The organism is Saccharothrix sp. CCNWYY140, from assembly GCF_037401995.1.
In the GTDB taxonomy this organism is placed as follows: Bacteria; Actinomycetota; Actinomycetes; order Mycobacteriales; family Pseudonocardiaceae; genus Actinosynnema.
Genome location: NZ_JBBEGC010000168.1, coordinates 1 through 13,128, shown reverse-complemented (window position 1 = coordinate 13,128; position 13,128 = coordinate 1). Strand labels below are relative to the sequence as shown.

13 protein-coding genes are annotated in these 13,128 nt (G+C 70.2%); 5 read left to right on the top strand and 8 right to left on the bottom strand.

Going from position 1 to position 13,128, the window contains the following annotated elements:
- Positions 1–270: 270 nt before the first annotated feature.
- The 5 genes from WBN91_RS36305 to WBN91_RS36285 all read left to right on the top strand — a co-directional run bounded on the left by WBN91_RS36305 (position 271) and on the right by WBN91_RS36285 (position 5,880).
- Positions 271–1,251, top strand: coding sequence for an MASE1 domain-containing protein (locus tag WBN91_RS36305; RefSeq protein ID WP_337728808.1), 981 nt, complete (start codon positions 271–273; stop codon positions 1,249–1,251).
- On the top strand, positions 1,252–2,352 hold the full coding sequence (locus tag WBN91_RS36300; protein ID WP_337728809.1) for a lycopene cyclase family protein: 1,101 nt from the start codon (positions 1,252–1,254) through the stop codon (positions 2,350–2,352).
- 41 nt (positions 2,353–2,393) lie between these two features.
- Positions 2,394–4,094, top strand: a complete 1,701-nt coding sequence (locus WBN91_RS36295) for a GGDEF domain-containing protein (RefSeq protein ID WP_337728810.1) — start codon at positions 2,394–2,396, stop codon at positions 4,092–4,094.
- 134 nt (positions 4,095–4,228) lie between these two features.
- Positions 4,229–5,347, top strand: a complete 1,119-nt coding sequence (locus WBN91_RS36290) for a carboxylate-amine ligase (RefSeq protein WP_337728811.1) — start codon at positions 4,229–4,231, stop codon at positions 5,345–5,347.
- Positions 5,348–5,466: 119 nt separating this feature from the next.
- Positions 5,467–5,880 (top strand): CBS domain-containing protein, encoded by a 414-nt coding sequence (locus WBN91_RS36285; protein WP_121228071.1) that lies wholly within the window; start codon positions 5,467–5,469, stop codon positions 5,878–5,880.
- A 249-nt stretch (positions 5,881–6,129) separates the two neighbouring features.
- Here WBN91_RS36285 and WBN91_RS36280 read toward each other — a convergent pair whose 3' ends face one another.
- From WBN91_RS36280 to WBN91_RS36245, 8 genes are read right to left on the bottom strand one after another with little or no spacing between them, the layout of a single operon-like run.
- A complete protein-coding gene (locus WBN91_RS36280; RefSeq protein ID WP_337728812.1) occupies positions 6,130–6,525 on the bottom strand; it encodes a metal-sulfur cluster assembly factor in 396 nt (131 codons plus the stop codon).
- Entirely contained in the window at positions 6,522–6,965 is a 444-nt protein-coding gene (sufU, locus tag WBN91_RS36275; RefSeq protein WP_337728813.1) for a Fe-S cluster assembly sulfur transfer protein SufU, read from the bottom strand. Before sufU ends, WBN91_RS36280 begins: the two co-directional genes overlap by 4 nt.
- A complete protein-coding gene (locus tag WBN91_RS36270; RefSeq protein ID WP_337728814.1) occupies positions 6,965–8,242 on the bottom strand; it encodes a cysteine desulfurase in 1,278 nt (425 codons plus the stop codon). Before WBN91_RS36270 ends, sufU begins: the two co-directional genes overlap by 1 nt.
- A gap of 45 nt (positions 8,243–8,287) precedes the next feature.
- A complete protein-coding gene (sufC, locus tag WBN91_RS36265; protein WP_337728815.1) occupies positions 8,288–9,058 on the bottom strand; it encodes a Fe-S cluster assembly ATPase SufC in 771 nt (256 codons plus the stop codon).
- 27 nt (positions 9,059–9,085) lie between these two features.
- Positions 9,086–9,406: a non-heme iron oxygenase ferredoxin subunit gene (locus tag WBN91_RS36260; RefSeq protein ID WP_337728816.1), complete on the bottom strand. Its 321-nt coding sequence runs from the start codon at positions 9,404–9,406 to the stop codon at positions 9,086–9,088.
- A complete protein-coding gene (sufD, locus tag WBN91_RS36255; RefSeq protein WP_337728817.1) occupies positions 9,403–10,578 on the bottom strand; it encodes a Fe-S cluster assembly protein SufD in 1,176 nt (391 codons plus the stop codon). The genes WBN91_RS36260 and sufD overlap by 4 nt, the downstream gene beginning before the upstream one ends.
- A 1-nt stretch (position 10,579) precedes the next feature.
- The gene (gene sufB / locus WBN91_RS36250; RefSeq protein WP_337728818.1) at positions 10,580–12,025 is read right to left on the bottom strand and encodes a Fe-S cluster assembly protein SufB; all 1,446 of its coding nucleotides are present in this window, start codon (positions 12,023–12,025) and stop codon (positions 10,580–10,582) included.
- On the bottom strand, positions 12,022–12,780 hold the full coding sequence (locus WBN91_RS36245; protein ID WP_337728819.1) for a helix-turn-helix transcriptional regulator: 759 nt from the start codon (positions 12,778–12,780) through the stop codon (positions 12,022–12,024). The genes sufB and WBN91_RS36245 overlap by 4 nt, the downstream gene beginning before the upstream one ends.
- Positions 12,781–13,128: the final 348 nt, after the last annotated feature.

Sequence of the window (13,128 nt, the reverse complement as noted above, 5' to 3'; positions counted from 1 at the left end):
CCTCTTGACGAGGTTCATAAATTTACTGGCTATTCGGCACGCTGTTGAGTTCTCAAAGAACACGCGCTCACCATCGTAACCCACTCTATTCGAGTGACTTTCTCCGGGGCTTGTGGCCCGCGCTCCGTTCCGGCTCTTTCGTCCGGCCCGTTCCGCGCTGGCAGAGAGAAACTTACACGAGTGTGGTGCGGGGACAAAATCGGGGGGTCGGTCGCCGCGAAACCGCAGCTAGACGTGGTGCGCGAGCCGGGGACGGAGGATGCTGTCGGCGTGCTCCTCTCCCCTCGACTCCGCCCGTGGGGCAGGTACGGGCTCCACCTCCTGGTGGTGGCCTCCTGCTACTACGTGGGTGCGCGGCTCGGTCTGCTCCAGGCGTTGGTCAACGACCAGGTGACCCCGCTGTGGCCGCCGACGGGGATCGCGCTGCTGGCCCTGCTGCTGGGTGGCGTGCGGATGTGGCCGGGCATCGCGATCGCCGCGTTCGTCGTCAACGCGACGCTGGGCGACAGCGGTCCGGCGTTCCTGATCAGCGCGGGCAACACCCTCGGCCCGGTGGTGGCCTTCCTCCTGCTCAAGCACACGGGCTTCCGGTTGGAGGTCGACCGCATCCGGGACGCGCTGGCGCTGGTGTTCCTGGGCGCGTTCGCGGGGATGGCGGTGAGCGCCACGGTCGGCACGGGCGCGCTGGTGCTCAACGGCGTGGTGGACGGGACGCACTTCTGGTCGACGTGGTCGGTGTGGTGGACCGGCGACGCGATGGGTGTCCTCGTGCTGGTGCCGGTCGTGTTGGCCCTGCGGAACCGGGCGGCGTGGCCGACAACGGTGTACCGGTGGCTGGAGCTGGTCGGGCTGCTGGTCGCGACGGCGGGGGTGGCGCTGTTCATCACGACCGTGCCGGTGCGCATGACGTTCATCGTCTTCCCGCTCCTCGTCTGGGCGGCGTTGCGCTTCCAGCACGTGGGTTCGGCGCCGTGCTCGTTCGTCACGGCGGTGATCGCGGCGCGCGGCGCGGCGGAGGGCACGGGCGTGTTCGGGGGCGACCTCGACCTGCTGGGCAAGATGGTGACGTTGCAGGCGTTCAACGGGACGGTGGCGCTGACGACGCTGGTGCTCAGCGCGGTGATCGCCGAGCGGGACGCGGGGCGGCGGGCGATCGAGCGGACGTGTGCGCGGTTGGCGGAGGTGGTGGCGCAGTACGAGCCGCTGCTGATGGGCAACACCCGTCCCCCGGACTCGCGGGATTCGCGCTAGATGGACGTGCTGGTGGTCGGCGGCGGTCCGGCCGGGCGGGCGTTGGCGTCGGCGTGCGCGGCGATCGGGTTGGCCACCTCCCTGGTGGACCCGCACCCGGACCGGCCGTGGCGGGCGACCTACGGGGCTTGGCTGGACGAGCTGCCCGAGGGTGCGCCGGTGGCGGTGACGACGTCGCGGACGCGGGTGTGGGCGGTGCGTGAACACCGGCTCGCGCGCGGGTACGCGGTGTTGGACAACGAGGGGTTGCGCGCGTTGCCCGAGGACGTGCAGGTCATCCGAGGCACGGTGGTCGCTTGGACGCCCACGGCGGTGCGGCTGGCCGACGGTCGGGTGTTGCGGGCGGGACGGGTGGTCGACGCTTCGGGTACCGGTCGTGGGGAGCAGGCGGTGCACCACGGCGGACGGGCGGCGCAGCACGCGGTGGGTGTGGTGGTGCCGCGCGGTGGGTGGCTCGACGGGGACGAGGCGCTGGTGATGGATTGGCGCAAGCCGCCGGACGCCGGGATGCCCGATCCGTCCTTCCTCTACGTGGTGCCGGTGTCCGCCGGGGAGGTGCTGGTGGAGGAGACGTCGTTGGCGCGGCGGCCCGGGTTGCCGCTGGGCGAGCTGCGCCGGCGGCTGCACGCGCGGCTGGCGGCGCACGAAGTTCCCGTCCCACAGGGGGAAGAGCGGGTGCGGATCGTGTTGGACGCCCGGCCGCGGGCGAACGCGTTCGGCGCGGCGGGCGGGTTGTTGCACCCGGCCACCGGGTACAGCGTGGCGGTGGCGTTGCGGCTAGCGCCGGCGGTGGCGCGGGCGTTGGCGGACGGGGAGCCGGTGGACCGGGTGCTGTGGCCGCCCGGAACGCGAACTGTTCACGCATTGCGCAGGTTCGGTCTCGAAGCGTTGCTGCGCATGCGACCCGACGAGGTTCCGGAATTCTTCGACCACTTTTTCCAATTGCCGGAGAATGAGCAACGAAACTACCTCGGCGACCGCTCCGACCTGCGCGGGACCGCCCGGGCGATGTCCGGTGTGTTCCGCGCCGCGCCCTGGCGGTTGCGCGCCCGGCTGGCATTTGCCGTGCAACCGGCCAAAGCTGTGCGAACTCCTGGTTAACGCTCTGGGCAAGACAAGATCGACCAGGCACGATCGGTGCCGTGCCCGCATTGCTGGATGACGTTCGCTTCGCCTTCCAGCCGCTGTTCAACCTCAACACCGGAGGGGTCGTCGCGGTCGAGGCACTGGCCCGCCCGCACGACGGCAGCGTGCAGGATCTGCTCCGCATGGCGTTCCGCGCGGGGTACCTGGCCCACACCGACGTGGCGTTGGCCTGTCGGGCGGTGCGTCACGCCGCCGACCACGACTTCACGCTGCCGCTGCACGTCAACCTGCTCGCGATGACGATCGCGGACAAGCCCGAGCACCTGGTCCCGCTGTACGCGGCGCTGCGGGACACCGGGCGCGCGCCGTCGAACCTGGTCGTCGAGGTCGGCACGCCCTACACCCGTGCGCCGCGCCCCCGCCTGGTCAAGGCCCTGGAGCGGCTGCGCGCGGACGGGTTCCGGATCGGGCTGGACGGCGTGGGCGAGGGTGACTCGCCGCTGTCCCTGCTGGCCGAGGTGCGCCCCGACGTGGTGAAGCTGGACCGCGAGGTCGTGCAGGCCATCGGGGACCCGACGCGGTTCGCGCTGGTCCAGGGCTTGCAGCACCTGTGCGAGGCGACCGAGTCGCTCGTGGTGGCCGAGGGTGTGGAGACCGAGGAGCAGCTGGCCGCGCTGCGCAAGCTGGGCGTGCGGCTGGCGCAGGGCAACCTGCTGGCCGAGGCGCAGCGCCGGCCCAAGGTCAACGCGACCATCTCGGCGGTGCTCAGCGAGCTCACCGACCCCGAGGCCGCGGCCACGACGATGACCAAGCCGCTGCGGCGCAAGACCGGCCCGAAGGTCACCGACTTCCTGCACCCGGCCACGACGCTGCCCGAGTCGGCGACGTCGGAGGAGGTCCGGGACGTCCTGGCCACCCAGCCCACGGTCAGCGGCGTGGTGCTGGTCGACGACGACGGCCGGCCGTGCTGGACGGTGGACCGCAACCGGTTCCTGCTCGCGGTCACCGGGCCGTTCGGGCACGCCCTGCACGCCAAGCGGGAGGCGGCGCGGCTGGCGGACAAGCCGCGCGTGATCGGCGCGGAGTCCTCGGCGCTGGAGATGCTGGACATCGTCGCCAACACCGGCCGGGAGCGCACGAACGACGACCTGGTGGTCGTGGACGACGAGGACAAGTGCCTCGGCGTGGTGCGCGTGGCGGACGTGGTGCGCGGCGTGGCCGAGATGAAGGTCGAGCAGGCGGCGGCGCTCAACCCGTTGACGCGGCTGCCGGGCAGCGAGTCGATCGCGCGCGAGGTGGACCGGCGCATCCTGGGCGGCGACATCTTCGCCGTGGGCTGGCTGGACGTGGACTCGTTCAAGCGGGTCAACGACAGCGTGGGCTTCGCGGCCGGCGACGACCTGATCCGGGCGCTGGGCCGGACGTTGTCCGAGGGCGCGGCGGCGTTCCCGGGTGTGCAGGTGGGGCACGTCGGCGGGGACGACTTCCTCGTCGTGGCCGGGCTGAACGAGATCGTGCCGTACGCGGCCCACGTGCTGGACCACCCGTTCGACGCCGAGGGGCACACGGTCACGCTGTCGCTGGCGACGCTGGTGTGCGCGGCCGGGACGGTGGGGTCCTACCGCGAGGTCTCGCGGCTGCTGGCGCCGTTGAAGGAGCAGGCGAAGTCGTTGCGGGGCAACAGTTGGGTGCTCGGCCGGCCCAACAGCGACCACGTCGACGTGCTGCGCGGAGGACCGGTCCTCGCCGCGGGCTAGTGCCTCTGGTGGCGGGCTAGTGCCTCTGGTGGCGGGCTGGGCGGGGGTATTTCGAAGTTCACCGCAACGATGCCTGTGCGCGTGCGCTGATCACTCATAGCATCAGCGTGACTACGCACCGCAGGGAGGCTCCGGTGAGCGAAGTCGACGCCGTCGCACCACCGCGTCCGGGGGTCGGGGTCTCCGGGGCGCTGTCGATCGGAGTCGAGGAGGAGTTCCTGCTGGTCGACGCGGTGACCGGGGACCTGGTGCCGTTGGCGGGGGCGGTGCTCGGCGACGCCGACGGGCAGTTGGACCTCCAGGCGGAGATGACCCGGTTCCAGGTGGAGAGCGCCACCGCCGTGTGCCGGACGATGGACGAGGTGCGCGAGCAGTTGTTGTTGGCGAGGCGGGCGTTGGCCGGGTTGGCGCGGGAGCACGGGGCGCGGATCGTGGCGACCGGGACGCCGATCCTGGGTGGGGTGCGCCCGCCGCCGTTGACCGACCTGCCCCGCTACCGGGACATCGCGCGGCAGTACGGGTCGCTGATCGACGGGTTGACCATCTGCGGGTGCCACGTGCACATCGGCATCCCGGACGAGGAGACCGGTGTGCTGATCTCCAACGCCCTGCGCCCGTGGCTGCCGGTGCTGCTGGCCCTGAGCGCGAATTCGCCGTTCTCCGAGGGGCGGGACAGCGGGTACGCGAGCTGGCGGTACGTGTCGTGGAGCGGGTGGCCGTCGGCGGGCGCGCCGCCGTGGTTCGCCTCGGCGGACGACTACCGGCTGCGGATGGAGACGCTGCGGATGTCGGGCGCGGCCCTGGACGCGGGGATGGTCTATTGGGACGTGCGGCTGTCGGCGAACCACCCGACCGTGGAGCTGCGGGTGTGCGACGTGGCCGGGACCGTGGAGGAGGCGGTGCTGATCGCGGCGCTCGTGCGGGCGGTGGCGGCGACCGCGTTGTCCGGGGCTCCCGCGCCGCTGGTGTCCGATCTCGGGTTGCGGACGGCGTTGTGGCGTGCGGCCCGGGACGGGGTCGAGGGGGCGGCGGTGGAGCCGCACACCGGGCGGTTGGTGGGGGCGGCGGAGCGGGTGCGGGCGTTGGTGGAGTGGGTGCGGCCGGCGTTGCGGGCTTCCGGGGACGAGGAGTTGGTCGTCGACGGGGTTGGCCGGGTGTTGGCGGATGGAGGTGGGGCGGCGCGGCAGCGGCGGGCGTTCGCTCGGCGGGGGTCGCTGTCCGACGTGGTGGATCTGTTGGTCGCGCAGACCTGAGGGGTTTGGAGTTGAGCGGTGCGGACCTGGGCGGTGCGGACTTGAGCGGTGCTGTCGAGATGCCGGGTGGCCGCGGGCGGCGCATGCTGGGTGGTGGCGGACGAACAAGGAGGTTCGGCATGACCACCGCACGGGAGATCATGAACGCTGGTGTCCAGTGCATCAAGGAGGACCAGAGCCTGCTCGACGCCGCGCGGATGATGCGCGACCTCAACGTCGGGTCCCTGCCGATCTGTGGGCGGGACGACCGGCTGCACGGCATCATCACCGACCGCGACATCGTCGTGCGGTGCGTGGCTGAGGGCCGGTCGTGTGAGGAGATGAAGGCCGGCGAGTTGTCCGGGCACCTGCACTGGGTGGACGCGGACGACGACATCTCGCACGTGCTGCGGCAGATGGAAGAGCACCAGATCCGGCGCATGCCGGTGATCGAGGAGCACCGGCTGGTCGGCATGGTGTCGGAGGCGGACATCGCCCGGCATCTGACCGAGGACCAGATCGCGGAGTTCGTGGAGCGTGTTTACGCGCGGTGAATCGACGAGGACGGCCACCGGTGTGGTGCCGGTGGCCGTTGTCGCGACCAAAGCGTGGTAGCCCTTCGGGCAGACCATACGGGGATGGCACAAGCAAGAAGCCCGAGTTGAGCTGTGTTCCCTCCGGCGGACTGCCCGCTCGGCAAGCTCGAGGCCGCTTCGCCGGTCTACGCGGTGAACCGACGAGAACGGCCACCGGCTTGGTGCCGGTGGCCGTTGTCGTGTGGGTGGTTGTGGACCGGGTGGGGCTCAGACCGTGAAGCCTAGGGCGCGTAGTTGTTCGCGGCCGTCGTCGGTGATCTTTTCCGGGCCCCACGGGGGCATCCAGACCCAGTTGATGCGGAAGTCGCTGACGATGCCGCCGCCTGCGCCGCCGCACAGGGCGCCTCGGGTTTGGTCCTCGATGACGTCGGTGAGGGGGCAGGCGGCCGAGGTCAGGGTCATGTCGATCAGGGCCACGTTGTCGTCGTCCACGCGGATGTCGTAGACCAGGCCCAGGTCGACCACGTTGATGCCCAACTCCGGGTCGACCACGTCGCGCATGGCCTCCTCGACGTCGTCCAGGTTGGCCTTGTCCGCCCTCGGCGCGGGCGGTTCGGGCATGCCCTCGACGCCGCGGACCACGTCCTGTTCGGGGGTGGTCATGCCTTTGCTCCTTCGCTGCGGGACACCGCGTCCTTGAAAGCCATCCAGCCCAGCAGGGCGCACTTCACGCGCGCCGGATACTTCGCCACGCCGGCGAACGCGATGCCGTCCTCCAGGACGTCCTCGTCCGGTTCGACCTGGCCCCGGCCCTGCATGAGCTCGACGAACGCGTCCATCTTCTCGAACGCCTCCCCGATCGGCTTGCCGACCACGAGGTCGGTGAGCACCGAGGTGGACGCCTGGCTGATGGAGCAGCCCTGGCCGTCGTAGGAGACGTCCGCGACGGTCTCGCCGTCGAGCTTGACGCGCAGCGTCACCTCGTCGCCGCACGTCGGGTTGATCTGGTGGGACTCCGCGTCGAACGGCTCGCGCAGGCCCCGCCCGTGGGGGTTCTTGTAGTGGTCCAGGATGATCTCCTGGTACATCTGCTGGAGCTGCATCACGCCACCCCGAAGAACTTCTGGGTCTCGCGCACACCGTCCAGGAGTGCTTGGACCTCGTCCAAGGTGTTGTACAGGTAGAAGCTCGCGCGCACGGTGGCGGCGGCGTCCATCCTGCGGTGCAGCGGCCACGCGCAGTGGTGGCCGACGCGGACCTCGATGCCGAGGCTGTCCAGGACCTGGCCGGCGTCGTGCGCGTGGATGCCCTCGACGACGAAGGACACGGCGCCGCCGCGGTCCTCGGTGTCGAGCGGGCCGACGATGCGGACGCCGGGGATGTCCTTGAGGCCGTCGAGGGCCGCCGCGGTGAGCATGTGCTCGTGGGCGGCGATGCGGTCCATGCCGATCGCGGACAGGTAGTCCACCGCCGCGCCCAGGGCCACGGCCTGGGACGTCATCGGGGAACCGGCCTCGAACCGCTGCGGCGGGGGCGCGAAGGTCGAGCGCGCCATCTGCACCATCTCGATCATCGAGCCGCCGGTGAGGAACGGCGGCAGCGCTTCGAGCAGGGCGCGCTTGCCGTACAGGACGCCGACGCCGGACGGGCCGAGCATCTTGTGCCCGGAGAACACGGCGAAGTCGACGCCCAGGGCGTGGAAGTCCACCTTGCTGTGCGGCACGGACTGGCAGGCGTCCAGGACGGTGAGCGCGCCGACCGCTTGGGCCTTGTCCACGAGGAACTTCACCGGGTTCACCGTGCCGAGCACGTTGGACTGGTGGGTGAACGCCACCACCTTGGTGCGCGGGGTGATCAGTTCGTCCACAGTGGACAGGTCGAGCCGGCCCTCGTCGGTGACGCCGAACCAGCGCAGCGTGGCGCCGGTGCGTTCCGCGAGTTGCTGCCACGGCACGAGGTTGGCGTGGTGCTCCATCTCGGTCACCACGATCTCGTCGCCCGGACCGAGCCGGAACCGCTCGGCCTCCGGGCCGCCGGTGGCCGCGTTGCCCATCGCGTACGCCACGAGGTTGACGCCCTCGGTGGCGTTCTTGGTGAACACGACCTCGCCGAAGTCCACGCCCACGAACGCGGCGATCTTCGCCCGCGCGCCCTCGTAGGCGTCGGTGGCCTCCTCGGCCAGCTGGTGCGCGCCGCGGTGCACGGCGGCGTTGGCGATCTCCAGGAAGGCGCGCTCGGCGTCGAGGACCTGCCTCGGCCGTTGCGAGGTGGCGCCGGAGTCCAGGTAGACCAGCCGCTTGCCTTCCCGCACGGTGCGGCCCAGGATCGGGAAGTCCGCGCGCACGGTAGCGACGTCAAGGGGAGCAGCGGTGGTGGTCACAGCTCCGACGCCTCCTCTCGAAATGGGGTCACGACTGGTGCAACGTCAGCTGGTGCTGGCGGCTTCCTGCTTGCCGTACTTCACGTAGCCCTCGGCCTCCAGCACGTCAGCCAGCTCGCGGCCACCGGACTCGACGATCCGGCCGCCCGCGAACACGTGCACGAAGTCCGGCTGGATGTACTTGAGGATCCGGGTGTAGTGCGTGATCAGCATGACGCCGGCCTCGCCGGAGGCCTTGAAGCGGTTGACGCCCTCGGAGACCACGCGCAGCGCGTCGACGTCCAGGCCGGAGTCGGTCTCGTCCAGGATCGCGATCTTCGGCTTGAGCAGGCCCAGCTGGAGGATCTCGTGGCGCTTCTTCTCACCACCGGAGAAGCCCTCGTTGACCGAGCGCTCGGCGAAGGCCGGGTCGATGTCCAGGTCGGTCATCGCGCCCTTGACCTCCTTCACCCAGTGCCGCAGGTTCGGGGCCTCGCCGCGCACGGCGGTGGCGGCGGTGCGCAGGAAGTTCGACATCGACACGCCGGGCACCTCGACCGGGTACTGCATGGCGAGGAACAGGCCCGCGCGGGCGCGCTCGTCGACGCTCATCTCCAGCACGTCCTCGCCGTCGAGCAGCACGCTGCCCGAGGTCACCTCGTACTTGGGGTGACCGGCGATGGCGTAGGACAGGGTGGACTTGCCCGAGCCGTTCGGACCCATGATCGCGTGCGTCTCGCCGGACTTGATGGTCAGGTCGACGCCCTTGAGGATCTCCTTGGCCGTCTCGTCGGTGTTGACCGAGACGTGCAGGTCCTTGATCTCCAGAGTGGCCATTGGTGTTCGGTTCTCCTGGTGTGGCAGTCAGTTCAGGGTGACGGTGACGTCGACGTAGACGTCGCCGTCACGGAGGTCGACGGCGAAGACGTCGACCGGTTCGGTGGCGGGCGGGGAGGACGGCTCGCCGGTGCGCAGGTCGAAGCACGACCCGTGCAGGTAGCACTCGATGCCCTTGCGGGTCACCTCGCCCTCGGACAGCTCGATCGCCGCGTGCGAGCACAGGTCGTGCAGCGCGTGGACGGTGTCGCCGTCGCGGACCAGGACGACCGGGGTGTACTCGGCGCCGATCTCGAACGCGACCGGCTTGCGGTCGTCGAGGTCGGACAGCGAGCACACCCGGATCACGCCCCCACCGCTTCGAGTTCCGCCTCGATCGCCTTCTCCAGGCGCTCGCGCACCTCGGGGACGTCGATCTTGAGCAGGATCTCGTGGAAGAAGCCGCGCACGACCAGGCGGCGGGCCTGGTCCTCGGGGATGCCCCGGGCCTGGAGGTAGAACAGCTGCTCGTCGTCGAACCGGCCGGTGGCGGAGGCGTGGCCCGCGCCCTCGATCTCGCCGGTCTCGATCTCCAGGTTCGGCACCGAGTCGGCGCGCGCCCCGTCGGTCAGCACCAGGTTGCGGTTGAGCTCGAAGGTCTCGGTGCCCTCGGCCGCCGCGCGGATCAGCACGTCGCCGATCCACACCGTGTGGGCGTCGTCGCCCTGGAGAGCGCCCTTGTAGACCACGTTGCTGCGGCAGTTGGACACCGCGTGGTCGACGAACGTGCGGTGCTCCAGGTGCTGGCCCGCGTCGGCGAAGTACAGGCCGAGCAGCTCGGCGTCGCCGCCGCGGCCGGTGTAGGTGACCACGGGGGTCAGCCGCACCAGGTCGCCGCCCAGGGTGATGACGGTGTGCCGCAGCGTGGCGTCCCGGCCCAGCTTGGCGTGGTGGGACGACACGTGCACCGCGTCGTCGGCCCAGTCCTGGATGGCGACCACGGTCAGGTGGGCGCCGTCCTCGACCACGAACTCCACGTTGTCGGCGTACGCGCCGGAGCCGCGGTGGTCCACGACCACGACGGCCTCGGCGAAGCGCTCGGCCTTGACGTGCAGGTGGCCGTAGGCGACCGCACCCTTGCCGGGGCCGATCACCGTGACGGTGGTCGGGCCGACCTTGGTGTCGCCGGGCAGCGTGACGACGGTGGCCTCGCTGAACGAGGTCCACGCCTGGGCCGCGATCCGGTCACCGGGGGTGCCGGCGGTGCCCAGGCGCTCGTCGCCCCTGGCCGCGGTCTCGACCCGGACGCCCTCGGCGGCGTTGACCTCGACGGTCGCCGTGCCGGTGGCCTCCGCGCCGTTGTGCAGGTTCGCCAGGCGCTTCATCGGGGTGAAGCGCCAGATCTCCTCCCGACCGCCCGGGACCTCGAACGCGTTCACGTCGAAGGACGTGAAGTGGTCCGCGCGCGAGGACACGGGGGCACCCGCACCGTGGGAGTGGGCCGTCAGGCCGTGTTGCTGGTCTTGAGTGGTGACGGCCATGTCAGCCGACGGCCCCTTCCATCTGAAGCTCGATCAGGCGGTTCAGCTCGAGCGCGTACTCCATCGGCAGCTCGCGCGCGATGGGCTCGACGAACCCGCGCACGATCATCGCCATCGCCTCGTCCTCGTTCAGGCCGCGCGACATCAGGTAGAACAGCTGGTCCTCGGACACCTTCGAGACGGTCGCCTCGTGGCCCATCGACACGTCGTCCTCGCGGACGTCGACGTAGGGGTAGGTGTCGGAGCGGCTGATGTTGTCCACCAGCAGCGCGTCGCACTTCACCGTGGACTTCGAGTGGTGCGCCCGCTTGTTGACCTGGACCAGGCCGCGGTAGGAGGTGCGGCCACCGCCGCGCGCCACCGACTTCGACACGATGGTCGACGAGGTGTGCGGCGCCATGTGGACCATCTTCGCGCCGGCGTCCTGGTGCTGGCCCTCGCCCGCGAACGCGATCGAGAGGACCTCGCCCTTGGCGTGCTCGCCCATCAGGAACACGGCCGGGTACTTCATGGTGACCTTGGAGCCGATGTTGCCGTCGATCCACTCCATCGTCGCGCCCTCTTCGGCCTTCGCGCGCTTGGTGACGAGGTTGTAGACGTTGTTCGACCAGTTCTGGATGGTCGTGTAGCGGCAACGACCACCCTTCTTGACGATGATCTCCACGACCGCCGAGTGCAGCGAGTCCGAGGAGTAGATCGGGGCGGTGCAGCCCTCGACGTAGTGCACGTACGCGCCCTCGTCGACGATGATCAGGGTCCGCTCGAACTGGCCCATGTTCTCGGTGTTGATCCGGAAGTAGGCCTGGAGGGGGATCTCCACGTGCACGCCCTTCGGCACGTAGATGAACGAGCCGCCCGACCACACGGCCGAGTTCAGCGCGGAGAACTTGTTGTCACCGGACGGGATGACCGAGCCGAAGTACTCCTTGAACAGCTCCGGGTGCTCGCGCAGACCGGTGTCGGTGTCCAGGAAGATGACGCCCTGCTCCTCGAGGTCCTCGCGGATCTTGTGGTAGACCACCTCGGACTCGTACTGGGCGGCGACACCGGCGACGAGGCGCTGCTTCTCCGCCTCCGGGATGCCCAGCCGGTCGTAGGTGTTCTTGATCTCGTCGGGCAGGTCTTCCCAGGTCGCCGCCTGCTTCTCGGTCGACCGCACGAAGTACTTGATGTTGTCGAAGTCGATGCCGGAGAGGTCGGAACCCCAGGTCGGCATGGGCTTGCGGTCGAACAGGCGCAGCGCCTTCAGCCGGAAGTCCAGCATCCACTCGGGCTCGTTCTTCTTCGCCGAGATGTCCCGAACGACGTCCTCGTTCAGGCCCCGGCGAGCGCTCGCGCCTGCCACGTCCGAGTCGGACCAGCCGAACTCGTAGTTGCCGATGCTCGCCAGGGTCTCCTCCTGGCTGAGCGGGGCTGTGGTGGTGCGCTGCTCGGCAGCGGCAGTCATGCGGGCTCCCCTCCATCTGAAGCTCGGTTGTCGGCTTCGCCGGCTGGCGTCCGATTGTCGGTTCCACCGACGGTCGTACGAGGTGTCGTGTTCGGGATGTGCGTCGTGCACACGGCATCGCCGCGGGCGATCGTCGCCAGGCGTTGCACGTGGGTGCCGAGGAGGTCGGCGAACGCCGCCGTCTCGGTCTCGCAGAGCTGCGGGAACTCGGCGGCCACGTGCGCGACCGGGCACAGGTGCTGGCAGAGCTGCTCCCCGGTGCCGACGTGCCGCGCCGAGGCAGCGTAGCCCTCCCTGGTCAACGCCACGGCCAGGGCCTTGGCCCGCTCCGCGGCATCGGGCTGGGCCACGATGGCGGCCCGGTGCTGGTCGACGAATGCGGACACCCGCCGCCGCGCGAAGGCTCGTACCGCCTCCTCCCCGCCTTGTTCGGCGAGGAACCGGAGCGCCGCGACAGCGAGGTCGTCATAGGCGTGCCCGAACTGAGCCCGCCCCTGCTCGGTCAACAGGAAGAGCTTGGCCGGACGCCCCCGACCCCGCTGACCCCTGCGCGGGGCCTCCCTGCTGACCGCCTCACCATCGGCAACCAGCGCATCGATGTGCCGACGCACGGCCGTGGGACTCAGACCCAACTGCTCCGCGACCGAGGCCGCGGTGATGGGCCCCTGCTCCAACAGCAGCCGCGCGACGGCATGCCGGGTCCGGCCGTCGTGCCCAGCAGGCACAGCGGTCTGATCGGTCCCGACGTTTTTCACAACACCAGTGTTGCTTATTTCGCGGGCGCTCGCAAAGATCGGCACCGATGGGGTGACCCGACTCACGTAGGCACACGGTGACGATCAGTGACCCAGGCCGCGACGAGCACCAGGACGCCCCGGCGAGGGACCCTGCGGAGGACCCAGCGGAGGCGGCAGGGGGACCCGGTGGCGGACGGCGGAGGAACCCCGGCAACGACGGAGCCACCCGCTCTTGCGCCCGAAGGGCGTGCTCTTCGAAGGGCTCGCGCAGCAGACCTCCCGACTTGGACTTCTTCCGTCATCCCCGTATGGCCTGCCCGAAGGGCTACCACACTTTCCAGGGGTTGCAGCCGAAAGTTTTTGCGA

Bases quoted from the DNA above. Each gene is read 5' to 3' on its own strand.
- WBN91_RS36300 (WP_337728809.1), top strand. From the start codon at position 1,252: ATGGACGTGCTGGTGGTCGGCGGCGGTCCGGCCGGGCGGGCGTTGGCG.
- WBN91_RS36285 (WP_121228071.1), top strand. From the start codon at position 5,467: ATGACCACCGCACGGGAGATCATGAACGCTGGTGTCCAGTGCATCAAG.
- WBN91_RS36280 (WP_337728812.1), bottom strand. From the start codon at position 6,525: ATGACCACCCCCGAACAGGACGTGGTCCGCGGCGTCGAGGGCATGCCC.
- sufU (WP_337728813.1), bottom strand. From the start codon at position 6,965: ATGCAGCTCCAGCAGATGTACCAGGAGATCATCCTGGACCACTACAAG.
- sufC (WP_337728815.1), bottom strand. From the start codon at position 9,058: ATGGCCACTCTGGAGATCAAGGACCTGCACGTCTCGGTCAACACCGAC.
- sufD (WP_337728817.1), bottom strand. From the start codon at position 10,578: ATGGCCGTCACCACTCAAGACCAGCAACACGGCCTGACGGCCCACTCC.
- sufB (WP_337728818.1), bottom strand. From the start codon at position 12,025: ATGACTGCCGCTGCCGAGCAGCGCACCACCACAGCCCCGCTCAGCCAG.